Origin of the sequence: Polynucleobacter sp. MWH-Braz-FAM2G, assembly GCF_018687635.1 — a bacterium.
Classification (GTDB): domain Bacteria; phylum Pseudomonadota; class Gammaproteobacteria; order Burkholderiales; family Burkholderiaceae; genus Polynucleobacter.
The window spans coordinates 1,194,350-1,219,936 of the sequence record NZ_CP061300.1 but is presented as its reverse complement, the minus strand read 5'-3'; the positions used below and the strand labels follow the sequence as shown (position 1 = coordinate 1,219,936).

Here is a 25,587-nt window from a genome sequence, read left to right as displayed (position 1 = left end):
ATGAACCTTTCTGAACTTAAAAATCTCGATCTAGGCGCGCTAATCAAGGGCGCGCTAAACAAAAATTCATCCCTCAAAGGGCCTCAAGGCAAAATGATTTTGTGGGGTGGTTTAGCCTCACTATTATTTGTTGCTTACATTGTCTTTGTCTTCCTTCCTTATCTAGCTGAACGTGAGCAGATTGCGCAAAAAATTGCCGCCATTCCTGAAATGGAAGCCAAAATTAAGTATTTAGATGTTGCTAATAAGCGCGCTCAAGAAGAGTTGCTGCAAGCGGAAATGAATTATTTGGAGCTCAATCGCTTATTTAGTGTTGAGTCTGAGTTGGAGGATATGTATCAGCGCCTCAGTCAAATGGCTAGCTCCCAAGGTTTAGTTATTAGCGCTCTCTCCACCGATGGAGAGGAGGCTATTTATGCTGGTGGACGAACAACGCCACCAGGTCAACCTGCTGCTCCTGGTGCACCGAATGCACCCCCTGTAGCGCCAAACGCTTCCCCAAATGCAAATGCTAATGCCGCCGCTAATGCAACCCCGTTGTTTTATCGCATCAAACTTAAGGTGGAATTAACAGGGAACTACAACCGTTACATGCGCTACCGCAAACTATTGGCTGGTTTTGAGAAAACGGTGAATATCGACAGAGAGCAAATTATCTTGGTCAGTGGAAATACGCACGGCTTAGTTCAGGTCAAATCTCAGTTATCAACTTATCGTTTGCCTCAAAAGTTGCAAACCAAAGCAGCAAACACTCCTCTGTTTCAGCGCAGTTTGGATTTAGCCTTGAGTCAATTCGTTGGTAGCGCTCAGGCTGCTACAAAATCGGATACTGGCAAGGGGCTATTAAAGAATGAACAAGTCGTTGTTGTTGATCCACCGCCAGCCGAGGGTGGTCGTGTAAATGATCGTGATCCATTCTCAAAATCGTCTAGCGGAATGATTGAGGGGGGTCGTGATCCTCGTTATTCACCTTTATTGATGGCCGATCCTCAGTCTTATGTAATTATGGGTGTAGTAGTTTCCAATGCGTCCAAAGCAGCCATGATACGCACGGATTTTAGAGAGAGTTTTGTGGTGAGGGTTGGTGATCGTTTGGGGAATCAGGGCGGAGTTATCGCCGATATAGATATGGATGGAATTATTTTGCGACAGCCTAATGGCAAGATTCGACTATATTTACAGTCGCAATCTGGACAATTCCCTGCAGAGGGTGCTAAGTCTGGGGGTGCAAGATGATTGCACTGAGATCAGTTGCAAGTTATTTGGCTTTATTCGCGCTTTTAGGTCTCTCCGCTTGTATGTCTGACGGCTCCATGCCGCCACCTTCTAACGATCAGATGCGCGAAAAAATGGGTCTGGATCCACAGCAGATCATGAATGATCTTGCTCCAAAGACGCAGAAAACTTTGGAAATAGGTCCCAAGATTGATAAGAAACCGAACGCAGAGTTAGATTCTCAGAGACGTAATTTCATCAATGAGTCACAGCGATCAGAAGATGGCAGGTGGAAATCTTTTAATGTCACCTTAAATTTTGTGGATGTTGATATTCGAGAATTAGCGCAAGCGATGACCCAGATATCTGGCGTCAATATCTTGGTGGGTGATGAGGTCGAGGGTACGGTTACCGTGAAGATTGCCAACGTCCCTTGGGACAAGGCATTAGACAATATTCTCCGCATTAAGGGTTTATCTAAGAGTGTAGATAGTGATGCGGGAATTATCCGTATTCAAAAACCAGAAACCGTTTTAGCTCGTGATGAATTTGAGCGCAAGCGCTTAGAAGAAGTTAGCAAGCAGATTGCTGCTAGACGTATTGTTAGTACACAGTACACCGAAATATTCCGCTTGTATTACACCAAGCCCGCTCGTGTAAAAGCGCAGTTGGAGGCAATATTTGGTGGTACAGCACCAGGTGGGGCAATTGCAGCCCGTCCACCTGGCGGCATTATTGAAATTACAACCGATGAACGTATTAACTCGGTGATTATTAAAGGCACTAAGAGTGAGATGGAGTTGGCAGCAAGACTCATCTCTAAGTTAGATATTCGTACCCAAGAAGTTCTAATTGAGGCCTTTATTGTTGAGGCAACTGACGATTGGCAGCGTGAGCTCGGTGTGCGTTTGGGAGCTTACACCAATAGTGCATCAGGCAATACGGGCCGTAGTTCCACTGGTGGTGTAAACGGTATTAACAATAACCCTGGTGCCCTCAGCTTGGGAACCGATACTGGCTCTATCTTTAATCAGCCAGTCACAGGCTTAGCGAATCCATTTGGTTTAGGCTACCTGTATCAAACCACCTCAAATGCATTGAAGGTTGAACTTACTGCCCTAGAACAATTGGACCTACTTAAGATTATTTCCAATCCTCATGTATTTACGATGGATAACGAGGAGGCGGTAGTCATTGATGGTGTGCAAATTCCGTATCCAGTGCCAGGAGTTGGTACCAATCAGATTACTTATGAATTTAAGGATGCTGCGCTTAAGTTGACAGTTACGCCAAGTGTGGTGGGTGATGGCAACCTCTACTTGAATATGGTCGTCAATAAGGACTCGCCAAATTACACCACTACACCGCCTTCTATTAATAAGCGAGAGGTGAGAAGTAAGTTGCTAATCAAAGATGGCACCATCGCTGTTATTGGTGGTATCTATGACAACACCCAAGAAAACAAAACTATTAAAGTACCTTTGCTTGGAGATATCCCATACTTAGGTGCTTTATTTAGATATAACAAGAAGGTGGACAATAAGACTCAATTATTGGTATTTATTGCGCCTAAGGTTCTTAACTAGTAATGATTGCTACGGTAGATGTATCGCAAGAAATGGCTCGGTTCACATTAGACCGCGGTCTAGTGAACCCGCTCGATTACAAACAAGCCGAGCTCGAGAGTCGTCAAAGCGGGCGTCACCTATATGAAATCCTAGTTAAATCCAACTTTGTAAACGATCATGGTGTTAAGGAAAGTCTGTCCAACTATTTGGATTTGGACTTAACGCCAGAGCCTGTTGTTGAAAATATTACAGCTCACTTTGTAGATGTTATCCCGCGAAATTATGTCCTAGATAATCGTCTTATTCCTTTCGCCATGAGTGACTCTGAAATTAAGGTGGCGATTTCTGAGCCTAGTGCTTTAAGAGGGATTTCTAGTGCAAAGCTCATCACTGGAAAAAAGATTGTTGCAACAGTGGTGTCTCCAATCGAAATGGAGAATCTTCTGCAAACAGTAAAGGCTAAAATCCCCGCTAAAGATACGGCGGATTTTCGCTTGAGTTCACCAGTCAGTGGAAGTCAAAACTCTACAGCTATTGAGTTGAAAGATGGCCTAAAACCTAAGAAGAAGTCTGGCTTATTGTTCGCCGAAAAGGCTGCTACGCCTGAAGCGGTTGTGGCGAAGAATAAGGCTGTAGCCCCAGTCGCGCCAAGCGATGATCAAGGTGGACAAATCATCCTGTTTGTTAATGCGCTGATATTTGATGCGGTTAATAAAGGTGCCAGTGATATTCATATTGAGCTTTATAAAGATAACGCCACTTTACGACTTCGTATTGACGGTGTTCTGCAAGAAATGCTGCAGTACAAAGATTTTTTGTATGCCAATTATTCAGCCATTACCACTCGCATCAAGATTATGGCCTCTTTGGATATTTCGGAGAGACGCTTGCCTCAAGATGGCGCCATAGTCACTTCGCTTCCCAATAATCGCGATATCGACCTGCGTGTGTCAGTGCTTCCTACGGTCTATGGTGAGCGTATTGTTATGCGTATCTTAGACCGAGAGGGCGTTTCATTTGATTTGGATAAATTAGGTTTTCCAGAGAAAGAATTCAAGGATGTGACCTCTGCTATAGATGCTTCACAAGGCATGGTGCTGGTAACTGGCCCAACTGGTTCAGGTAAATCAACCACGCTTTATGGCGCATTGCGTAGACTCAATAAACCCGATATCAATATTCTGACCGCTGAGGATCCGGTGGAATTTACTGTTGAGGGTATTGGTCAGGTTCAAATTCGGGATGATATTGGACTAACATTTTCTCAAGCATTGCGATCCTTTTTGCGTCAAGACCCTGAAGTGATTTTGGTCGGTGAGATTCGTGATAAAGATACTGCTGATATCTCAATCAAAGCATCACTAACTGGACACTTAGTTCTATCCACATTACATGCAAATGATGCAATTAGTACCATCGTTCGTCTAGTGAATATGGGTATTCCGGGTTATTTGATTGGCGCAGCCCTGACATTAGTCATTGCGCAGCGTTTAGCTAGAAAGATTTGCCCTCATTGCAAAGAAGAACATCAAGGCGATCATCAAGCCAGCTTAATGGATATCGGATTTAGTTCGGAGGAGGCTGCTTCAATGAAGCTCTACCATGGCAAAGGCTGCGAGAAGTGTAATAACACTGGTTATAAAGGGCGTCAGGGCATTTATGAGGTGTTAAAAATCAGCGATAAGCTGCGAGCCGCCATTATTGATAATGCTGCGGCAACTGAATTACAGAGGATTGCTGCTGAAGAAGGCTTCCGTAACATCCAAGAAATTGGACGTGACATGATGCGTGATGGACGTTTAACGCTCGACGAGTATCGTCGTAATCTTGTTTTCCATTAAAAGCGCTGATATATGCCAGATTTTGTTTGGAAGGGCATTAAAAATACCCAATATTTAAATGGGACCATCACCGCATTGACGCGTGATGAGGCAGCTTTCAAATTAAAAGAAGACGGTATCATCATTACCCACCTGGATAAGAAAGGGTGGGAGACTGAGAAGAAAGAGGCTGTTCAGCCAAAGAAGATCAGCTTCAAATTCAGCATTCCAAGGAAGGTTAAGCTCGACAAAATAATGATTGCCACCAAAAAAATGGCAACCATGTTGCGTTCTGGTCTGGCGATCTTGCCTTCATTGGAAATGGTCCGCGATCAGGTGGATGACCCATTACTTAAGAAAACAATTAGCGAGATCTATCAGGATGTCGAGTCTGGATCGAGCCTATCTAAGGCTTTTGGTAAGCACCCTGATGTTTTTGATTCTATTTACATCAACTTGGTTCGTGCGGGTGAGTCTAGCGGTAGTCTAGATATCTTTTTGGACAAGCTGGTCTTGAGCATTCGCAAGACGATCAAAATACGCAAAAGCATTCAATCTGCCTTGCTTTACCCATGTATTCTGTTGGCAGTAGCTACGATTGTTTTATCCATCATGATGATTTTTGTGGTTCCTGTATTCGCTAAGATGTTTGGCAGCATGGGTTCGCAATTACCGGCGCCAACACTCATGATTGTCAATATGAGTAACTTCTTGCGTGATCCTCTAGGTGGCGGCTTACTTGCTGCTACGCTCATCGGTAGTTTTATTGCATTTAGGATGGTCTTAAAACGTAATATAGCAATACGTCGAAAATGGCATGCTCTGATTTTGCGATTGCCTTTGATTGGCGATATGGCTCTGCACTCAAACGTAGCGCAAGTTGCAATGGTCTATGGAAACTTGACCAATGCAGGTGTGCCTGTAATTGAGGCCTTAGACATTACTGCTGAATCTAGCAAGAACGAGATCATCAAAGATGGTATCCAAGCGGCTAAGCGGGGCGTATTCTCCGGCGAGCCATTGTCTCAGTTACTTGCGAAAATTAAAGTGTTCCCAATTGCTTTCTCACAGTTGGTTTCTGTAGGTGAGCAGACCGGTAACATGGGTGAGATGCTAGATACGATTAGCGCTTACTATGAAGAAGAATTTGATACCTCGGTTGATAAGATGTCTCAGATGATGGAGCCAATCATGATTTGCTTCTTAGGCGGGGTGATTGGCTTTATCTTGGTTGCCATGTATTTGCCCATCTTTAAGATGGGTCAAATCGTTACCGGCTGATGCAATGATGGGTGTCGCATCATTAAAAAAGTTTGTTTTAGGCTTTTGCGTTCTCGAAATGCTGGTTGCTTCCTGTTCAGTCTATGCGGGATCTCAAAAGTACGAAGAAATATCACTAGCCAATCGTTATGAATTAAGACAGTCTTTGGCATCTGAAGTGGGCTCTATCAGTTCTTTTCGTTCAGCCAAGCAGGCTGTAGATTGGATTAGCTATCAATCTAAAAATTTGGCTAAAAGAATCCCAAATGAAGAAACTAGGCGGCAATGGTTGCGAATGGTTCATTACGAGGCCACAAGATACAGCTTAGACCCGGATCTCGTCCTTGCATTAATTGAAGTAGAGAGCGGTTTTAATCGTTTCGCGATTTCTCATGTAGGTGCCAGTGGGCTAATGCAGGTGATGCCATTTTGGAAAGATCTGATTGGGGATGCGCGCGATTCCTTATTTGATGTCCGTACAAATCTGCGTTATGGATGCATTATCCTCAAACATTACCTAGATATAGAAAATCAAAACTTAACCAGAGGCCTAGCAAGATATAACGGTAGCCTAGGAGAGGATCTCTATCCCAATATGGTCACTGCTATTTGGCAATCAAAATATCGTTATTCCGAGGAACATCATTGAAAACTTTTTCATCAAAATCTAAAACGATGGTCTGGGTCTTAGTGCTTCTAAATATTGCTTTGGCAATATTTGTGAACAAGGTCCTAGGTACTCCTTGGGGTTGGATTCCGACGCACTTATCCATGGAAAAACTTCCGGAGACGGTGGATTTATTGGCTGCGAGCCAATTCCTATTGTTTGGCTTTACCCTTGATCAGATATTTAGATTGTCTATTAAGGGTTTTAATAGTCGTAAGAAGCAAGGACAAATTCCAGCAATCGTAGTTGAAGCTGGATCGATTGTCATTTATGCCTTGTCAGGTTTACTTGCATTTATTTTGTTATTTGATCAATCGATCAATACATTAGTAGCAGCATCTGGGGCTCTAGGTTTGGCTGTGGGCTATGCCCTCAGAGACATCATTGCTGACGTAGTCGCTAGCATTACATTGCAGACTGACCATTTAGTAGCCATTGGCGACATGATTGAATACTCTGATAATGGTACTGTTATATGTGCTCGAGTTATAGAGATGGATCGGCGTTATGTGACCCTGCAAAATCTCGATGGTGCCAAATTTAGAATAACCAACAATCGTTTTTTAGGGATTAATTTTATTAATCTATCCCAACAAGAGCGCCAGCCAGTTCGCGAGGTCACTATACCTGTGGATTCGCAATATAACTCAGATCGCGTGCTGGATGTACTAAATTCTGCCATGCAATTTGTTGGTAAGGCACACCCGCAATTTAATGGTTGGCATCGGTGCTACGTCTCTCAGGTGCAGATTGGTAGCGTAACTTACAAAATTCGTTTTGAATGTAACGCTGATAGTCATTTAGATGAGCCTAAGCATATCATTTTGAAAAATGCATTACGTTTTCTGCAAAGCTCAGGAATTTCTTTTGATTCTTCAATGGTTGTGCAAAATGTGGACTCACTCCATACCAGCCACTTCACACCGCTCTTAAACGTTTATCCCTTCGGAATATTGCGGGTCTTAGATGAATTAGAGGTAATGGATTTAGCGAAAAAAACCAAGTCTTTGCTTTTCAATCCTGGCCAGCAAGTAATTCAACAAGGTGATACCGCTGATAGCATGTTTATCATTGCGGAGGGCAGCCTAGAGGTGACTGCACTAAACGAGAAGGGCGAAAAGATTACTTTGGCCCATCTCTGGCCTGGCGATTGTGTTGGTGAGATGTCTTTGCTGACAGGTGAGCCTAGATCGGCTAATGTTTTCGCAACCTTAAATACACATTTAATAGAGATAACTAAAGAGGATTTGGCTCCAATCCTCTCGAAAAATCCATTATTAGTAGAGCGTATTTCGAATTTGATTGCCGCAAGATTGGCGCATAAGCAAAACACGCTGACCCAGTCAGAACAAGAAACCGCAGTGGAACATGTGAAGACTTCTTTGGTTTCTAAGATACTAAAATTCTTCGGTAAGGTTTAATCATTTTCTTGGTCATCCGCTTAGTGATGATCTGAATTCGTGCCACCGAGGAATTTAGGGTAACGCCAATGGTATTTATAGATTGCCAGTCGCAGGCAGATGATAAGAATGATGCTAAATATCAGGCTGAGATAGACGGGTATAGGTGTGTATTCAAAATGATTAGCAATCATGAGTCCGATCACTAAACAAAACGCTCCTACAAGCGCTACTTCTTCATAAATCACGCCTTTAAAGGTGCTTGGTTCTTGGTTCACAACGATATCTCTGAGCATGCCTCCGCCAGCACAAGTTAATGCTGCACAGATTGGCGCCCAAAACCATTGTAGGTTAGAAGAAATCGAAATAGCGGCGCCTGTAATAGCCAAGGCGGTAAATCCTAGGATATCTGCATACTTCTTCGTCTTCTTGAAGATAGCGCTGTGATGGGCTTCTTGATATACGGCGACAATTGAAGAGGTTATTAAAACAACGACGAGAATTCCAAGGGGATAGGTTAAATCCTTTACATAGTAAAAAGGCAGTCTATCTCCACCGATTAAAAGATCTCTGAGCGTTCCCCCGCCAACTCCAGATAAAAAAGCAAGAATCAGTCGACCCCATAAATCGTACCCACGATCAATAGCTTCTAATACGCCTGATAGTGCATATGTGAATACGCCAAAGTAAACCAAGATCTTAAATGCCAGCATACCGGTGGTACTTGATACATAAAATTTTGTGGCTTGGGTGAGGGGGGTGGTATTTTTATCTAGCTTTTTAAGCTCGTTCCAAATGTCGTATGTCCAGATTCGTTCTGGTGATGGGGTGATTTTTTCAGGCGACAGCAAGCGGTTAACTTCAGCTTTGTATCGTCCAAGATCAAATAAGCCGAATTGATCAGTATTTGCAGGAATCACGCCCAAGACTGATTCAAGCATATGTTGCTGATGCTCTTTATTCAATTTCGGCGAAATTCTCTGAACAGTTTCCACGGCTAGAGTAGGGGCAATGCGAGCTTCCTTCCAGCCAGTTCGCAACGCGCGTGTGAATTTAACCAATTGCTCTCGGAACGCAGGCGAAGTCAGACGATCGGTCATGACATAGAGACCATCCTCAATGTGAGGAATGCCAAATAATTCGGGGTTAATGACGATCAAATCCGAGGAGGGGACGCCACTGGCTAATATTTGCCAATATTCGTTATAGGTCATTGCCGTTGCGCAGGCAACTTTCCCATCAATCAAATCTTGTCCATTAGGCGCCTGTTGGATGATCTGTACAGAACTCTGTGGAATATCTAATAAATCCATCATTTCTTTGACAACGGTTTGATCACCCAAGTTCCATACTCCGATCTTCTTGCCAGTAATGTCTTTAGGAGTAAAAACTCCAGCACTGATTCTGCAGACTACGGCTAATGATGAGCCTGAAAAAATTTGAGCCACATTGGTAACATTTTTCCCGCTTGTTGATAGATTCCATGCATTACCAAGCCAAGCCACTGCAATATCCGCTCTACCTTCTTGTAGCTCGATAATAGGATTGATGTTGGGGCCGCCCTCAATCAGGGTAACGCGTAAACCTTCTTCTTCAAAGTGCTTTCGTATTTGAGCTACGTAAAAACCAGCAAACTGGCTTTGATGAACCCAGGCCAGTTGTACGCGTAGCGGTTCGGATGCGGATTCGGGGGTGCCAGAAGATAGTGGCGGAAACAATGCCAGTAATATCAATAGTGGCCATAAAAAGACCTTGGCAATTTTTGCGGGAATCTTCATATTAAAAAGGTAATTTGGCGTCTGGCTTTGCGTTTAAAAGAGCTGTTTTAAATTCTGACTGAATACGCTGTATAGCAGTTTCACTATCTGCTTCAAAGCGCATGACTACCACTGGAGTAGTGTTCGATGGTCGTGCAAGACCAAAGCCATCCTCATATTCCACGCGGATGCCATCAATCGTGTTGATAGACTCAGCGCTAGGGAAGCTTGCGTTTTTCTTAATAGTTTCAAGCAGTGCAAACGGTTCGCCTTCAGCGCATGGAAGTTGAAGCTCAGGCGTGCAAATAGCGTTTGGCAAGTGATTGAGAGTGTGATTGGGATCTTTCTCTCTAGAGAGAATTTCTAATAAACGTGCGCCTGTGTATAGGCCATCATCAAATCCAAACCAACGGTCTTTGAAGAAGATGTGTCCGCTCATCTCTCCGGCCAATGGTGCACCAGTTTCCTTTAATTTGGCTTTGACTAGAGAGTGACCCGTCTTCCACATCAGGGGTTCACCACCATGTTGCTTCACCCAAGTGGCTAAATTGCGTGTGCATTTCACGTCATAGATAATTTGGCCGCCTGGATTGCGCGCAAGAACATCTTTAGCAAACAGCATCATTTGACGGTCTGGAAAAATAACCTGACCATCTTTTGTTACTACGCCTAAACGGTCTGCATCTCCATCAAAAGCAAGACCTAATTCATTATTGGTGGTTTGCAGGTTCTGGATTAGATCTTGCAGGTTTTCTAAATGCGCAGGATCGGGATGGTGATTTGGAAACTTACCATCCACCTCACAAAAGAGTTCTTCGACTTCGCAGCCCAACGCTCTAAATAACTTGCCAGCAAATGCTCCACCCACACCATTACCGCAATCAACGGCAATCTTGATTGGACGAGCTAATTTGATATCACCCACGATACGCTCTAAGTACTTTGGGAAGATATCGAAGGTGCTTCTAGAGCCTTGACCCGTAGCAAATTTTTTGGCTTCAATACGTTTGTGTAGTGCCTGAATCTGATCGCCGTAAATTGCGGCGCCACCTAGAACCATCTTGAACCCATTGTAATTAGGGGGGTTATGGCTGCCCGTAATCATGATGCCGGACTTAGGTTTCTTGCCATCAAGTTCTTGGCTTGCAGCAAAGTAGACCATGGGTGTTGCAACCATGCCCAAGTCAATGACGTTGATGCCAGTGCTGAGCAAGCCTTCTGTTAAGGCTTCAATTAAGCTTGGACCAGAGAGTCGCCCGTCGCGTCCAATGACAATATCGGTCTCACCCAATTCACGCATTTCTGTACCAAATGCTTGGCCAATCAATTTAGCAATTGATGGATCTAAGGTCTCATCAATGATCCCTCGAATATCGTACGCTTTAAAAATTGAGGGAGACAGTTGCATAAGAATTCCTTGGGCTAACTTCTTAATTAATGTTAGCTATCTTAGTTATGGATTAATAAAAAGGTTAATGCGCTGAGCAGTGATGGCATCGATACTCTCGTTGGCTTCCACAGCTTCGCCTTTATTCAGAGCAGCTTCAATTGGCTTGGCCAGAACTTTTCCTAACTCTACGCCTGGCTGGTCAAAGCTATTGATATTCCACAGCGCGCCTAAAGTAGCGGTACGATTTTCATATAAGGCAAGTAAAGCGCCAAGATAAAAGGCATTGAGCTTTGGAAGAATCAATAAATTGCTTGGCCGCTTACCAGGGTAGGTATTGTTAGGGTTATCTGTTTTCTTGCCATTCGCTAATGCTTGGGCTTGGGCTAAGCAATTTGAAAGCAAAATGCGATGATGCGCTTTAGCTTCAGAAAGATGACTCATTGGTTCACGTATTGCAATGAAATCAATGGGAATAATTTCCAAGCCCTGATGTAGAAGCTGAAAATAAGAGTGTTGAGCATTGCTACCTGAGCTGCCAAAAACTACGGGGCAAGAGTACTTCATAGGCATGCCGTCTCGCCCAACGCTCTTGCCGTTGCTCTCCATATCTAATTGTTGCAACCACTTGGGAAACCAATCCAAGGCATCCGCATAAGGGATAACTGCGTAGGACTTTATCTGATGCTTCTTTTGTTGGTAGAGTAGACAAAGCGCCATGATCACTGGCAAATTCTCTTCCAAGGGTGCGGTTTTAAAGTGCTGATCTATGGCTTGGGCGCCAGCCAAAAATTCCTTAAAGGTATCAAAACCATATTGCAGGGCAATAGGTAGTCCGACGGCTGACCATACGGAGTAGCGTCCTCCCACCCAATCCCAGAAAGGATAAATGTTGTCTTTAGCGACACCAAATTCTTGAGCGGCAGGTACATTGGCAGTTACTGCAAACAATGCTTGAGAGATTTGCACGTCATTTCGTTTGTTATCTTTTAGCCATTTCACGACCGCTCTAGCGTTCATCGTGGTTTCAAGGGTAGTAAACGATTTTGAAACGATAATGACACGAGTGCTATTGGGATGAGCGCGCTGCAAAATCCGATTTAATTCAGCAGTATCGATATTTGCAAGAAAGTGCATGCGCATGCCACGACTATCAATATCGGGCACATGAGCAAGCGCTTCAATAGCAAGGCGCGGACCAAAATCTGACCCTCCAATACCAATGTGAATCACATCAGTGACGCCTATCCATTTATTACATAAACCTTCAATACGCCGCCAGACTTCAACTACATCTGGCATGACATCCTTGCCGTTAACCAATACCGGCTTTTTATCTAAGTTTCTAAGTGCTGAATGTAGGGCGGGACGGTTTTCAGAATTATTGACTGGCTTACCAGTAAAGAGGTCTTCAATAAATTGCTCTACATTTGCCTCTCTAGCTTGGCGAAAGAGGGATTTCCAGTTCTTGTTATCGATGCCCTGATAAGCGGTATCAAGGACGATATCCTGAGTGCTAAATATGGAAGGTAGTTTCTCTGTAGGGGGTTTTGAAGACATTTATCAATTTTATCAAGAACTGTCTCTAAACCCACTAAATCATTGAAAATGTTACGATTTGATGACAATTGAATATAAATAATGCCTTGGGACGAATAAATGGAGCGGGTTGATTGTGTGGTCGTTGGTGCTGGCGTCATTGGCCTAGCGGTTGCCAGAGAAATGGCGCTCCAGGGGCGAGACACTATATTGTTAGAACGTGAAAACGCGTTTGGCACAGTTAGTAGTGCGCGCAATAGCGAAGTCATACACGCTGGTATTTATTACCCCAAGGATTCTCTTAAAGCCAAGCTATGCGTTGAGGGCAATCGTCTCCTCTATGAATATTGTCGAAGCCATCAAGTTGCAACTCAGGCATATGGAAAGTTGATCGTTGCAGCTGATGAAACTCAAATTCAAGATCTAAATGCCATCCTGTTTAAGGCGCAAAATAATGGCGTTCCTGCAATCAAGTTACTGTCAGGTGATGAGGCTACGAAACTGGAACCACAGTTGAAATGTGTAGCCGCTATTTTGTCAGCTACCACAGGAGTGGTGGATAGCCACGGTTTCATGCTCTCTCTTCTTGGGGGTTTTGAAGACGCTGGAGGTATGGTGGCATACCAATCACCTTTGATTAGCGCAAAGCCAATTGGTGCAAATGCTCAACAGGGTTTCGAGTTAGAGATTGGTGGTGCTGACGCCATGAGAATCGAAACAAAGTTACTCATTAATTGCGCTGGAATGAGTGCGCCAGCTGTGGCCAATCAGATCGAGGGACTTTCTAAAAAAATGATTCCCAGGGCTTACTTTGCTAAAGGTAATTACTTTTCTCTGGCAGGCAAATCACCTTTTTCACACCTTATTTACCCAATCCCAGAGCCTGGAGGTTTGGGTGTGCACTTGACCCTAGATATGGGGGGTCAAGCTAAGTTTGGCCCTGATGTGGAGTGGTTGGATATCGAACGGGAAGGGCAGATTGATTACACCGTCAATCCCAAGCGAGGGGAAGGCTTTTATGAAGCTGTTAGACGCTATTGGCCAGGATTGAAGGATGGAGCGCTTCAGCCAGATTACTCTGGCGTGAGGGCTAAGATTGTTCCATCTACAGCTCCAGCAGGAGACTTTTGTTTTAGTGGACCTGAAACCCATGGATTGCATGGCCTCTACAATCTTTATGGTTTTGAATCCCCTGGATTGACCTCTAGCCTTGCTATTGCCGTGCATTTAGAGAGGCAAATCAAAAGTTCTTTATAATCTGACTCCTAGTTACATCCGCAATGTAAATATAAGGAAGAGTGGCAGAGCGGTTGAATGCACCAGTCTTGAAAACTGGCGAGGATGAAAGTCCTCCGTGAGTTCGAATCTCACCTCTTCCGCCAAATACACCCCTCTATCCTTATTGCCAAACAACGGTTAAAGTCGTTAATCAATAAGAACGTATTTTTTTCTATGAAGAGATATATGAAAAAGTTTTTGGCAATTGCTCTGTTGATGCTATTGCAATTAGGGCAAATTCAATCCGCCTGGGCTTATTTATTACCCGTTTCTGGATATCCAGATGGTGCCAGTCTCTATATTGACACCGATACGATTGTCAGAGCGCCGCCTACAGTCAATTTGAACTACGTCGTCAGCTTTGATCAGCCACAAAGCTATGGCTCTACCACATATTTATCTAAGGCAACTTCAGTCAAAATTGATTGCACCTCAAAGCTAATTTTTGCTTTGGCAACAACTTATTATTCTGAGCAAAATCTTCAAGGAAAAATGCTTGGCAAGTATCCACTAAATGATACGTCTGGAAATTTGCCAGTAGGTGGAAGCTGGGGAGCTAACCTTGTAAATCTCGGGTGCCTTCCACGTCGTTACTAAAAATCTTTGTTTCATCGTTAGTCAAGGGTTTTTACTAATCTATTCGCTTGTGATGACTTTTATTTTGGTACTTAAGAGCTATTGTTTTATTTTTGGCTTTCAGAATAATTAATCATCTTGAATCAGTAGAGGAGTGGGATATGAAGCGGTTTTCACGCGTGGTACTTTTATGGGCATTTTGCATGGTATCTACAGCAGTTTTTGCTGATCCACCAATGCAGCCTTGGTACCAATCAGTCATGAAGATGAAGCCCGAAGGTAAATTGGGTCAGATTATTAAGCAAGAAAAGGTTGCCACTTCGGTAAAAGGGGCTCAGGCTTGGAGAGTTGCTTATATTTCATCGGATGTATCTGGTCGTAAAACTATTTCAACTGGACTGATTGTTGCTCCAACTGGTTCTGCTCCAGCAGGTGGTCGTCCCATAGTGACTTGGGCTCATGGTACAACTGGTACCGCTCAGAATTGTGGTCCATCACAAGTGATTGATCCTGTTGTACCAATTAATGAATACTTTTTAATTGGTGGAAATTCTTGGACAGATTATGGTGTGCCTGCGCTTCAAGAGTTCATTAATGAAGGTTATGTAGTAGCAGCTACGGATTATCAAGGTCTTGGCGGCGGCGGAATTCATCAATATGCCAATGGCGTTAGCAATGCAATGGATACCATTAACGCTGCACGTGCAGCGGGTTCCATAAAGCAAACTGCTGCTAACAAAAAGACAGTGTTTATCGGTTGGTCTCAAGGTGGCTTGGCCGCTTTTGCTGGCGCAGGTCTAGCAGACTATATGCAGCAAACTGGAACTGCATTTGATAACTTGGACATGCTTGGCTTTATCGCTATGGGTCCTGCTTACTTTGGCACATCTAGCGGTAAGCTTGATCAAGCAGCTGCTGATAAATACATTACCGACTCACTAAAGTCTTATGTTCACAATATCTTTGATTTCGCACATGCAAGTATGTTTTTTTATTCCTTGCCCGCTGCATTTCCAGATCTCAAGTTAACAGATGTCTTTACTGACGAAGGCGTTAAGGTTCTCTCTGAAATCTATGCGAACAAGTGTATGCATGTAGCGAGTGATACGATGAACTACAACATTGGTTCAAGCTATAACTCCCTTTTAAAACCACAGTTCACCAATACGATGGCATGGGCTCAAGCTTTGCTGAAGACAAGCCCTGCTTATGAAAAACTCATAGCACCAGTGCAAATTTATTATGGCGTTGCTGATAACGTGAACAATCCTGCAATGGGGAAATTCTTTCAGGATCAGATGTGTAAGCGCGGTGCAAACGTAGGCAGGTTGCAGTTGCCTGGTGAGAAAACAGGTCACTTTAATGAGCCTCCTGTTTCGCAGCAGTTCTTCTTACCTTGGATTAAAGATCGCTTTGCCGGTAAGCCGTTGCCTAATGCATGCCCTCAGAGCTAAACAAGTAAATTAGATCTAATAAAAAACCACCCGAAGGTGGTTTTTTATTGATGACTGGGAGAATTTTTATCAAAGTTAAAAACGGCTTAATTTTTTAGGTCTCGCCATGTAGGTGCTGAAGAGGGCCACCATTCAGGCATATCACCAGATGGCTCTACGAAGATATTGACAAGCTCTTTGACTCTATTGCTTACAAAACTGGCCTTGAAATTTCCATACACAACTCCACCGTAAGTGCCTACGTCATTGTTTAAAGACAGCACTAGAGAAAATGTAGTGTCACGATATTTAATCCACGCTCTTTGCGATTCTTGAAGTGTTAGTTTCTTGTTTTGATCAAGGTTTTTGATGGCTGCGGAATAGATTGCATTGAGTTGCTTATCGGCATCTTGATATCTTTGGGTGTCACACTTCTGAATTTCTACAGTGGAGTCATTTTGATGGCATACATCTTCAGATAGGACATTCTTAGAAACAGGTGGTTGGGCTGCTCCCCAGGAAGACATCAAGAGCAGGGCGCTGGAAAAAACTGCTTTTTTGATCGTGATCATCGTCGATTTGCCAATATAAAGGGTGTGTAGCCTATCTGGATTTATTGAATGCAAAAGACCTTAAGCCCGTCAGATCCTAGGATACCCCTAAATAGAACATCTTTAAAATTAACCCTAAAATACTGATATATTTAAGCGTGCACATAAAAGGACATAGTCAATGAGTCAAGCGCCAAATACAAATCGACCTGATCACTCTGGATCCATAGAAAAAGGTTTAGAAAAGTTGATATTTAATAGCCGATGGATTTTGGCTATTTTTTATGTATTTTTAGTGCTCTCGCTTGTGATTTTGGCAATTAAGTTTCTGCAAGAATTTGTGCATTTTGGAGCAAGTTTCTGGAATGCCTCCGAAGCAGAGTTTGTGACTAGTGTGTTGGGTCTTGTAGATAAAACGCTTTTGGCCAACTTACTCATACTGATTATTTTTTCTGGTTATGAAAACTTTGTATCGGTGATAGGTGCCGCCAAGGATAGCGCTGATAGACCAAGTTGGATGGGTGAGGTTGATTTTGCTGGTTTGAAGCTCAAGCTAATCGGTTCTATAGTTGCGCTTTCGGGCATTAATCTTCTCGCAGCATTTTTAGAGATTACTACGACCAATAAAGAAGACTTAGGTTGGATGATTGGAATCCATTTAGTTTTTGTGATTACGGGCGTATTATTTGCACTATCTGAACGGGTAATGGTTCATCACAAAGATTGATCTGAATTATTCATTTCTGATGAGTGAGGATGCCAGGTCAATCTTATAGACAAAGGCATCATGTTAATTTTTCGTCAGTTATTTGACTCTCAATCTTCAACTTATACCTATTTGCTGGGCGACTCAATCAGCCGAGAGGCAATATTAATTGATCCAGTTTTTGAACAAGTTTCAAGAGATGTTGCTTTAATAAAAGAGCTCGATCTTCATTTACGCTGGGTAATAGATACACATGTACACGCTGATCATGTGACTGGCGCATCATTATTGCGCCAAATCCTTCAGTGCAAAATCGCAGTCTCAAAACGATCTGGCGCACTAGGCGGGGATGTTCTATTTGATGATGGTGACACCCTGAAATTTGGCGATCGCTATTTAAAGATCCTCTCCACACCAGGTCATACAAATGGATGTTCTACTTTTGTCCTAGACGATTTATCTATGGCGTTTACAGGAGATTGTTTGTTAATTCGAGGGTGTGGGCGTACCGATTTTCAGCAAGGCAGTTCTGCAAAAATGTTCGAATCTGTTCACGAAAAAATATTTACTCTTCCTGAAGATTGTTTGCTATATCCGGGTCATGACTACAAGGGTGCAACTGTAACAACAGTGCATGAAGAGAAAGAATTTAATCCTCGGCTTGGTAAAGATGTGAACGTGAATGACTTCGCTGTCTATATGAATAACCTCGGTTTAGCGCATCCCAACAAAATTGATATAGCGGTTCCAGCAAATTTAAAGTGCGGTGAGATTCCTGGCGGGTTACAAGAATTTAAAAATCATGAATGGGCACCGCTAACGCTTACTTATGCAGGTTTTTATGAGGTGCAGCCGCGTTGGTTGGAGGAGCATCTAGCAGATGTTCAAATCGTAGATGTGCGTGAGTCTGATGAGTATGTTGGGGTGTTAGGACATATTCAAGGGTCTATCTTGGTGCCACTTGGAGAGCTCATTGAAAAAACCAAAGATCTAGACAGTTCAACCCCAATTATTACCGTATGTCGATCGGGTGCACGTTCTGCACAAGCTGCGATGAAACTAGATAAAGCTGGCTTTAAGAAGGTGGCCAATTTAGCTGGTGGTATGTTGCGCTGGAATGCGGAAAATTTGCCAATTGAATCTGCTCAAGCTAATGGATAACCATACTCAGGTAGGTGGATGAGAGGGCTCTAAGCAATCCATAATTGCTTCAGCTACAGCTGTATTTAGTATTAACAGCCGCATGTTTAGCATGATGTGAGCCCATCCAGTCATAGCTAGTCCGTAATCACTAATCACTATTAGCGTCATTTTTTTTTGGGATATTCAAAATGAGTAGTCATTTAATGAAATTGTCGATTGCAGCGTTGATCTTGATGAGTGAGGCTGTGTTGGCTGCAGGTGCAGGGGGAGTAGTGGCTGACCCAGGCGCCATGCAAGGAAAGCATTTTGACTCCAAAGGTAAGATGCCTTCCAGTTATACGGTTGAGCTGCAAAATGGGTTGCGTAAAACGCTTCCTTTTGAGGATAAGCGGGACTTCGAAGAATCCAAAAGGGGCTTGATCGCTGCACCACCTTACAAAACAATCATGGCGGATGCTGGAAATGTAGCCTGGGATATGGGCAGCTATGAGTTTTTATTGCAAGGTAAAAATTTTGATAGTGTGCATCCATCATTGCAGCGTCAGGCCATATTAAATATGGGCTATGGATTGTACGAAGTTGTACCAGGAAAAATTTATCAAGTCAGGGGTTTTGATTTAGCCAATATCAGTTTTGTAAAGACGGACACTGGTTGGATTGTGTTTGATCCATTAACCGCCAAAGAAACTGCCCGCGCAGCCCTTGAATTAGTTAATGAGAAATTAGGTAAACGTCCTGTAGTTGCTGTGGTTTACTCGCACTCCCATGGTGACCATTTTGGCGGTGTGCGTGGTGTTGTGGATGAGGCGGATGTAAAAAGTGGCAAGGTGAAAATTATTGCACCCGCTGGTTTTATGGACCATGCAATTGCCGAAAACGTCTATGCAGGTAATGCTATGACTAGAAGGATGTATTTCCAGTACGGCGTTTTATTGCCACGTAGCCCATTTGGTCACGTGGATCAATCGATTGGCAAAAATACTGCTGCTGGTAATTTGGGTTTAATTGAACCAAATGTTTATATCAATCAGCCCTTTGAAAAAATGACTGTAGATGGTGTTGAGATGGAGTTCCAAAATACTCCAGGAACCGAAGCGCCGGCTGAGATGAATACTTATTTTCCGCAATTTAAGGCATTTTGGGCAGCAGAAAATATTACTGGCACGATCCATAACATTTACACCCTACGTGGCGCTCTGGTGCGTGACTCTTTAGCTTGGTCTAAAAACATTAATAACGCTTTGTATCGCTACGGTGCTGAGAGCGAAGTGATGTTTGCTTCGCATACTTGGCCGCGCTGGGGGAATGAACGCATTCAAGAGGTGATGCGAACACAGCGCGATAGCTACGCGCATCTGCACAACGAAGTCCTTCATTTAGCCAATAACGGTGTCACGATTAATGAAATTCAGAACGTCTACAAGCAGCCTGAAAGTCTGAAAAAGCAGTGGGCAGCTCATAGCTACCATGGATCTGAAGAGCACAATAGCCGTGCTGTGATTAACCGCTACTTAGGCTATTGGGATGCGAACCCTGCAACCCTTGCACCATTGTCTCCAAAAGACTCGGCACCACTGTATGTAGAGATGATGGGCGGCTCAGCCAAGATATTGGCAAAGGGCAAGGAGTTATACAAGCAGGGCAAATATCGTGAGGCTATGGAAATCGTGAATAAGCTGGTTTATGCGCAGCCAAATAACACTGCTGCCAAAGATTTGCTGGCTGATATTTTTGAGCAGATCGGCTATCAAAAAGAGAGTCCTAGTATGCGCAATAGTTTCTTGGGTGCAGCCTATGAACTCCGTCACGGTATGCCATCTGGCGCTTCTCCTAAGTCAAATGGCCCTGACATGATCAAAGGCATGACTACTGAATTATGGCTAAATGCACTTGCGATCAGTATGGATAGCAAAAAAGCAGCAGGCATGAACTTCGTTATTAATCTCTCGACGCCTGACAACGGGGAGAAGTTTGTCATCGAAATGAGCAACTCTGCATTAACGAATATCAAAGGGCAGCAGGCTAAAAATCCAAACCTTACAGTCACCCTTAACCGGAGTGATCTTGAGCAAGTGATGGGTGCGCAAACGACTTTTGATAAGTTGCTTGCTGAAGGTAAGGTTAAGTTTGAGGGTGATCGCAAAGTATTTGATCAACTCCGCAGCACACTTACAATCTTCACGCCTGATTTTGAGCTTATGCCAGGAACCAAACAAAAGGCCACTCCAAAGTCGACGTCAAACACTTCCAAGGATCCATTTGCGGCACAGGAGATGGCTATTACTGCAGGGGAGTAATGCGATAAGCGTTATGGAAAAGGGGTCATTATGACCCCTTTTATTTGATACGAATGTTTCCGCAAAATATTGCTGATGAACAGGTTAAGGCGCAAAAGCGCCCCCAGCTTCTAGAGTCTTCAGTTCTTCGCCAGCAATGCCAAGTTCAGCGAGGAGTTCATTGGTATGCTCACCTAAAAGCGGGGGATGGCGATAGACCTGTTGGGGGGTGCCATTCATTTTGACTGCAAACCCAATATTCGGCACCTTTCCTTCAATCGGATGATCTATTTCCATGCGCATCTTGCGATGGCGTCCATGATCACTGTCAAATGCTTCTGGATAGGTATTGATCGGGCCTGCAGGAATGCCTGAATTCAGTAATATGTTGACCCATTCATCACTCGTTTTGGTAACAAAGGTTTTCTCCAGCTCTTCTGCTAACTCCAATCTATTGGCGAGGCGCAATGGATTTGTTTTAAAGCGGGCATCGTCACATAATTCTGGGCGATCAATCTTGTCGCAGAGCAATTTCCAAAGTTTTTGATTGGTGGCACCCATTACAAAATATCCATCTGAGGCCTTCATGGCCTGATAGGGGGCGCTCATATGATTTGCGGTACCGAGCTTATAGGGTTCTACGCCCGTACCCCAGTACTGGGCTGTATCCCAGATGGAGAATGCTAGAGCTGAGTCAAAAAGAGAGGCATCAATAAATTGACCTTCGCCAGTTTTAGTTTTGCCGATATAAGCCGATAAGATGCCATAAGCAGCAAATAAGGCGCAACCAATATCAGCTACTGGAACTCCAGCCTTAACTGGTGGGCCATCGGGATAGCCGGTAACGCTCATGACTCCTGACATGGCTTGGGCCATAAGATCAAATCCAGGACGGTCAGCCCAGGGGCCGGTTTGGCCAAACCCTGAGATGCTGGCATAGACTAAACCCGGATTAATTGCCTGCAATGACGCGTAATCGATACCTAATTTTTTCATGACACCGGGGCGGTAGTTTTCCACTAAGATGTCTGCGGTCTTCACAAGCTCAAAAAATACTTTTTTGCCTGCCTCGGTTTTGAGATTTAAGGTAAGGCTACGTTTATTTCGGTTCATATTCAGAAAGCCCATGCTGTCTGAACCTTTCATCTTGAACCCCATGGCGCCACGAGTTTGATCGCCAGATCCTGGCGGCTCGATTTTGATGACATCCGCACCCAAGTCGGCTAAGAGCATGCAGCAGTAGGGCCCTGCCATTACTTGACTTACGTCAAGAACGCGGACTCCAGAAAGTGGAAGGGGCCTAGATGGTTGAGTAGAGCTGCCATCTAAAGGCTTGTTTATGGGTGTTTTCGTCATTGTCTCGAATATTTTTATATGTTTAGAATTACCCTGTAATAGTATCAAACACAAAAAAACAATATCGGAGACATTATGTTGGTTAAATCACCCCAGTGGGTTAAGCGTAGCCTGCTTGCAATCGCCTTGGCAACCAGTTCATTTTTGGTCAATGCTCAACAAGCTTTCCCTACAAAACCCATTCGTTTAGTTGTGGGTTTTGCGCCTGGTGGAGGTACTGATATTGTCGCTCGCGCAATCGCGCCTAAGATGGGTGAGATTCTTGGTCAAAGTGTGATTGTCGAAAATAAATCTGGTGCTGCTGGAACAATTGCTGCCGACCAAATAGCAAAAGCTAATCCAGACGGATATACCTTACTAGTTGGTCATTCAAACTCCAACGCGATTGCACCGTTTGTATTAACAAATGTTCCTTACAATCCCGCAACGGATTTCACACCAATTACTTACTTGGGATACGTTCCGAACGTATTGGTAGTGAAGGCTTCACTGCCTGTGAACTCGGTTGCTCAATTAATCTCATTGGCTAAAGCCAACCCCGGTCAGATGACATACGGATCCTCTGGTATAGGCAGTACTCAGCACTTAGCAGGCGCACTGTTTGCCAAGATTGCTGGCATTCAGTTAAACCATGTTCCCTATAAGGGAAGTGGTCAGGCCATTATTGATTTACTTGGTGGTCAGATTACGATGAACTTTGATACATTGCCGCCAAACTTACAGCAGATCAAGGATGGCAGTCTCAAAGCTTTGGCAATCTCAACCCCTAAACGCTTATCTATTTTGCCAACAGTCCCAACTTTTAATGAAGTCGGTATTAATGGGTTTGATGTAACCAATTGGTATTCTGTGATGGGCCCTAAAGGCATGGACCCAACAGTGGTAAATAAGATCGACCAAGCAGTAAAAGCTGCCATGGCTGATCCACAAATTAAGAAAACCTTGGATTCACAAGGATTGCAACCTGAGGGTCCTGCAACTCCTGCAGCGTTTAGTTTATTTTTGGCTGGTGAACTAGCAAAATACCAGCGTTTAGTGAAGAGCCTCAATATCAAAGCTGAATAAACCTTCATGGTTGATCACATCAAAGAAGGTCATGTTGCTCAAGTCTCCTTGGAGATATGTGGCAACGTTGCCTGCATCACCTTTGATCATGTGGCTGCACGCAATGCGATGACTGTTGGCATGTATCAGAGCTTAAAGTCGATCTGCGGGGGTTTAGCCAACAACCCAAAGGTGCGAGTAGTTATTTTGCGTGGTGCAGGAGGTAAATCTTTTGTATCGGGCAGTGACATTGCTCAATTTGCAAACTTTCAGGACGGAAATGATGGGGTTAAATATGAAGAGGGAATTGATAGCTACCTCACTCCACTAGCTACATTGCCCATTCCGACTATTGCAGTCATTGATGGTATGGCGGTAGGTGGTGGATTAGCCATTGCCAGTTGCTGTGATTTTCGCTTGGCCACACCAGGGGCAAAATTTGGTGTGCCGATCGCGAAAACCTTGGGAAATTGTTTATCCGCTAGCAACGTCGCTTGGTTGGTGGCGCACCTAGGCATCAATATAGTTAAACGAATGTTACTGCTAGCGGAAATGATTTCTGCAGAAGATTTGGTTCAGCAGGGCTATATCCTTGCCATTTATGAGCAAGAGCAATTGCACCATGAGGCGCAGATGCTTGCTGAAAGGCTTTCTAAATTAGCGCCAATTACTCAAAAATCAAGCAAGCAGGTTCTAGCAAGACTAATAAAACATAATTTACCGTCTTGCGATGATTTAATTAGTGAAACTTATGCAAGTGCAGATTTTAAAAATGGGGTGGCTTCGTTTTTGAGAGGTGAGCCGCCCGTCTGGACTGGTCATTAATTAGAAAGACTTCAATCTAAAAACATCTCTTGAAGATTGTTTAGATAGCGCAGCCCTAAGGGGGTAGCTTTTAATTGACTGGGATTGTCATCTAATAATCGTTTTTTGCTAGCTTCTGATAAACCATGGCTAATAACGCTCAAAGGTAATCCAGTTCGCTCACTGAATGTATTTGTCGCAACGCCATTGGTCAGTCTAAGGGCATTGAGCATGAATTCGAAAGGAAGGTCTTTGGCGGGAATTTCTTTCGCCTCAATCAAGGCATTACCTTTAGATTCCATTGCTTGCATATACGTCTCGGGATGTCGCTCTCTCACTTGACGAGTAATTTTGTCGGGAAAAGAAATCTTGCCGTGAGCGCCTGCGCCGATACCAATGTAATCACCAAAGCGCCAGTAATTGAGATTGTGTTTGCATTCTTGATTTTTCTTTGCATAAGCAGACACCTCATAGCGTTGATATCCAGCATTGCTTAATAGCGCTAAGTTTTGTTCAAAAATAGCATCGACTTCATCTTCGCTGGGTAAATGCGGTGGAAAGTTTGCAAAGTAGGTATTGGGCTCTAAGGTGAGGTTGTAGAAAGATAGGTGAGGGGTATTGAATAAGAGGGCTGTTTCTATATCGGCTTTTGCCATCTCTAGAGTTTGATTGGGTAAACCATACATGAGATCTAAATTTACTGATTTGAAGTGCTGTAATGCAATATCAATCGCATGCTTCGCTTGCTCGCCGGTATGTATCCGTCCTAAGGCCTTGAGTTGATCGTCCTGAAAGCTTTGAATGCCCAAGGAAACACGATTTATTCCTGCTTTTGCAAATGCGGAAAATTTCTCTGTCTCTACTGAACCTGGGTTGGCCTCCATCGTGATTTCAGCATCCGGTTCTAGATTGAGTCGAGCTCGAATAGCACAAAGTAATTCGTCCATGGCGGCAGGCGAAAGAAGGCTAGGCGTTCCTCCACCAATGAAGATGCTGTGGACCTGCCTACCCCAAATGCGTGGAAGTTCTGTTTCTAAATCGGCTATGAGTACCTTGATATAGCGCGCTTCATCAAAGCCAGACTTACCTATGCCATCTTTGATTTGGTGGGAGTTGAAATCGCAATAGGGGCATTTCTTTTCACACCATGGAAAATGAATATACAGGGCCAGAGGAGGCAATGCAGTCAACGATATTTTATTGGGACTGGAATTGAGCACGTGCTTGCAATTGCTTAATAAGTTCGCGTAATGCTTGGCCTCGATGGCTGATCAAATTTTTTACTGCTGGGTCTAATTGAGCTGCCGTTAGTTTTTGATCAGGCAAAAAGAAATGAGGATCATAGCCAAATCCATTCGCACCCTGAGCTTGGTCAATAATTTCGCCATACCATTGTGTTTGAACAACAATGGGCTCGGGATCATTTTGGTTAGCGACAAATACTAATGCGCAGACGTAATGCGCACCACGATCGGTTTTGTCTCTAAGCTCTTGTATTAATTTTTGGTTGTTATCGGAGTCATCACTAGACACTCCTGCATAACGAGCAGATAAAACCCCTGGTTGCCCATTTAAGGCATGTGCACAAATGCCCGAATCATCAGCTAGTGCCGGTAGACCGCTCGCTGCACTGGCATGACGCGCCTTAGCTAGCGCATTCTCAATAAAAGTGAAGTGAGGTTCTTCGGCGGAGGGGATGCCTAATTCACCCTGCGGGATTACCTGAAAATCAAGGGGGGCTAAGAGCGCCTGAAATTCTCTTACCTTACCGGCATTATTGGATGCGAGAACTAGTTTTTGCATGACC

The 25,587-nt window shown here is 43.8% G+C and carries 21 protein-coding genes and 1 tRNA gene; 15 read left to right on the top strand and 7 right to left on the bottom strand.

Translation table 11 applies throughout. The features are described 5' to 3' along the window. Genes FD973_RS06360 through FD973_RS06335 form a run of 6 tightly spaced genes read left to right on the top strand, consistent with a single transcriptional unit; the run spans position 1 to position 7,951 of the window. Complete coding sequence (locus FD973_RS06360) at positions 1 to 1,236, top strand: hypothetical protein (RefSeq protein ID WP_215322498.1); 1,236 nt, start codon at positions 1 to 3, stop codon at positions 1,234 to 1,236. Beyond that, complete coding sequence (gene pilQ, locus FD973_RS06355) at positions 1,233 to 2,801, top strand: type IV pilus secretin PilQ (protein ID WP_215322497.1); 1,569 nt, start codon at positions 1,233 to 1,235, stop codon at positions 2,799 to 2,801. The genes FD973_RS06360 and pilQ overlap by 4 nt, the downstream gene beginning before the upstream one ends. Before the next feature lie 2 nt (positions 2,802 to 2,803). After that, positions 2,804 to 4,624 (top strand): GspE/PulE family protein, encoded by a 1,821-nt coding sequence (locus FD973_RS06350; protein WP_215322496.1) that lies wholly within the window; start codon positions 2,804 to 2,806, stop codon positions 4,622 to 4,624. A 12-nt stretch (positions 4,625 to 4,636) separates the two neighbouring features. After that, complete coding sequence (locus tag FD973_RS06345) at positions 4,637 to 5,884, top strand: type II secretion system F family protein (RefSeq protein WP_215322495.1); 1,248 nt, start codon at positions 4,637 to 4,639, stop codon at positions 5,882 to 5,884. 4 nt (positions 5,885 to 5,888) lie between these two features. Next, the gene (locus FD973_RS06340) at positions 5,889 to 6,512 is read left to right on the top strand and encodes a lytic transglycosylase domain-containing protein (RefSeq protein WP_215322494.1); all 624 of its coding nucleotides are present in this window, start codon (positions 5,889 to 5,891) and stop codon (positions 6,510 to 6,512) included. 26 nt (positions 6,513 to 6,538) lie between these two features. After that, positions 6,539 to 7,951: a cyclic nucleotide-binding domain-containing protein gene (locus tag FD973_RS06335; protein ID WP_215322493.1), complete on the top strand. Its 1,413-nt coding sequence runs from the start codon at positions 6,539 to 6,541 to the stop codon at positions 7,949 to 7,951. A 20-nt stretch (positions 7,952 to 7,971) separates the two neighbouring features. Here FD973_RS06335 and FD973_RS06330 read toward each other — a convergent pair whose 3' ends face one another. The 3 genes from FD973_RS06330 to pgi are packed head-to-tail and all read right to left on the bottom strand — an operon-like array spanning position 7,972 to position 12,634. Next, positions 7,972 to 9,708, bottom strand: coding sequence for an ABC transporter substrate-binding protein (locus FD973_RS06330; RefSeq protein WP_215322492.1), 1,737 nt, complete (start codon positions 9,706 to 9,708; stop codon positions 7,972 to 7,974). Position 9,709: 1 nt separating this feature from the next. Next, positions 9,710 to 11,095, bottom strand: a complete 1,386-nt coding sequence (locus FD973_RS06325) for a phosphomannomutase/phosphoglucomutase (protein ID WP_215322491.1) — start codon at positions 11,093 to 11,095, stop codon at positions 9,710 to 9,712. Positions 11,096 to 11,140: 45 nt separating this feature from the next. After that, complete coding sequence (gene pgi / locus FD973_RS06320; protein WP_215322490.1) at positions 11,141 to 12,634, bottom strand: glucose-6-phosphate isomerase; 1,494 nt, start codon at positions 12,632 to 12,634, stop codon at positions 11,141 to 11,143. Positions 12,635 to 12,733: 99 nt separating this feature from the next. On the opposite strand from pgi, the gene FD973_RS06315 reads away from it, so the two are divergent. The 4 genes from FD973_RS06315 (at position 12,734) to FD973_RS06300 (ending at position 15,921) form a co-directional block, all read left to right on the top strand. Then, a complete protein-coding gene (locus FD973_RS06315) occupies positions 12,734 to 13,870 on the top strand; it encodes an NAD(P)/FAD-dependent oxidoreductase (RefSeq protein ID WP_215322489.1) in 1,137 nt (378 codons plus the stop codon). 35 nt (positions 13,871 to 13,905) lie between these two features. Next, a tRNA-Ser gene (locus FD973_RS06310) sits at positions 13,906 to 13,995 on the top strand. Positions 13,996 to 14,077: 82 nt separating this feature from the next. Continuing rightward, positions 14,078 to 14,488 (top strand): surface-adhesin E family protein, encoded by a 411-nt coding sequence (locus FD973_RS06305; RefSeq protein ID WP_215322488.1) that lies wholly within the window; start codon positions 14,078 to 14,080, stop codon positions 14,486 to 14,488. Between the two features lie 140 nt (positions 14,489 to 14,628). Next, positions 14,629 to 15,921 carry a lipase family protein gene (locus tag FD973_RS06300; protein WP_215322487.1) on the top strand — a complete coding sequence of 431 codons (1,293 nt, stop codon included), beginning with the start codon at positions 14,629 to 14,631 and terminating at the stop codon, positions 15,919 to 15,921. 86 nt (positions 15,922 to 16,007) lie between these two features. Here FD973_RS06300 and FD973_RS06295 read toward each other — a convergent pair whose 3' ends face one another. After that, complete coding sequence (locus FD973_RS06295) at positions 16,008 to 16,472, bottom strand: lysozyme inhibitor LprI family protein (protein ID WP_215322486.1); 465 nt, start codon at positions 16,470 to 16,472, stop codon at positions 16,008 to 16,010. Positions 16,473 to 16,632: 160 nt separating this feature from the next. On the opposite strand from FD973_RS06295, the gene FD973_RS06290 reads away from it, so the two are divergent. From FD973_RS06290 to FD973_RS06280, 3 genes are all read left to right on the top strand, one after another. After that, positions 16,633 to 17,178 (top strand): YqhA family protein, encoded by a 546-nt coding sequence (locus FD973_RS06290; RefSeq protein WP_215322485.1) that lies wholly within the window; start codon positions 16,633 to 16,635, stop codon positions 17,176 to 17,178. A gap of 60 nt (positions 17,179 to 17,238) precedes the next feature. After that, the gene (locus tag FD973_RS06285; protein ID WP_215322484.1) at positions 17,239 to 18,318 is read left to right on the top strand and encodes a rhodanese-like domain-containing protein; all 1,080 of its coding nucleotides are present in this window, start codon (positions 17,239 to 17,241) and stop codon (positions 18,316 to 18,318) included. A gap of 170 nt (positions 18,319 to 18,488) precedes the next feature. Beyond that, a complete protein-coding gene (locus FD973_RS06280) occupies positions 18,489 to 20,597 on the top strand; it encodes an alkyl/aryl-sulfatase (RefSeq protein ID WP_215322483.1) in 2,109 nt (702 codons plus the stop codon). 84 nt (positions 20,598 to 20,681) lie between these two features. Here the strand turns inward: FD973_RS06280 and FD973_RS06275 are convergent, their stop codons facing one another. Continuing rightward, positions 20,682 to 21,932, bottom strand: coding sequence for a CaiB/BaiF CoA-transferase family protein (locus FD973_RS06275; RefSeq protein ID WP_215322482.1), 1,251 nt, complete (start codon positions 21,930 to 21,932; stop codon positions 20,682 to 20,684). A gap of 75 nt (positions 21,933 to 22,007) precedes the next feature. Here FD973_RS06275 and FD973_RS06270 point away from each other — a divergent pair, with 75 nt between their 5' ends. Both FD973_RS06270 and FD973_RS06265 read left to right on the top strand, forming a co-directional pair. Further along, positions 22,008 to 22,997, top strand: coding sequence for a tripartite tricarboxylate transporter substrate binding protein (locus tag FD973_RS06270; RefSeq protein ID WP_215322481.1), 990 nt, complete (start codon positions 22,008 to 22,010; stop codon positions 22,995 to 22,997). 6 nt (positions 22,998 to 23,003) lie between these two features. Further along, complete coding sequence (locus FD973_RS06265; protein WP_215322480.1) at positions 23,004 to 23,801, top strand: enoyl-CoA hydratase/isomerase family protein; 798 nt, start codon at positions 23,004 to 23,006, stop codon at positions 23,799 to 23,801. 11 nt (positions 23,802 to 23,812) lie between these two features. Here the strand turns inward: FD973_RS06265 and hemW are convergent, their stop codons facing one another. Then, entirely contained in the window at positions 23,813 to 25,000 is a 1,188-nt protein-coding gene (gene hemW, locus FD973_RS06260) for a radical SAM family heme chaperone HemW (RefSeq protein WP_215322479.1), read from the bottom strand. Beyond that, positions 24,978 to 25,583 carry an RdgB/HAM1 family non-canonical purine NTP pyrophosphatase gene (rdgB, locus tag FD973_RS06255; protein ID WP_215322478.1) on the bottom strand — a complete coding sequence of 202 codons (606 nt, stop codon included), beginning with the start codon at positions 25,581 to 25,583 and terminating at the stop codon, positions 24,978 to 24,980. Before rdgB ends, hemW begins: the two co-directional genes overlap by 23 nt. Between the last annotated feature and the right edge of the window lie 4 nt (positions 25,584 to 25,587).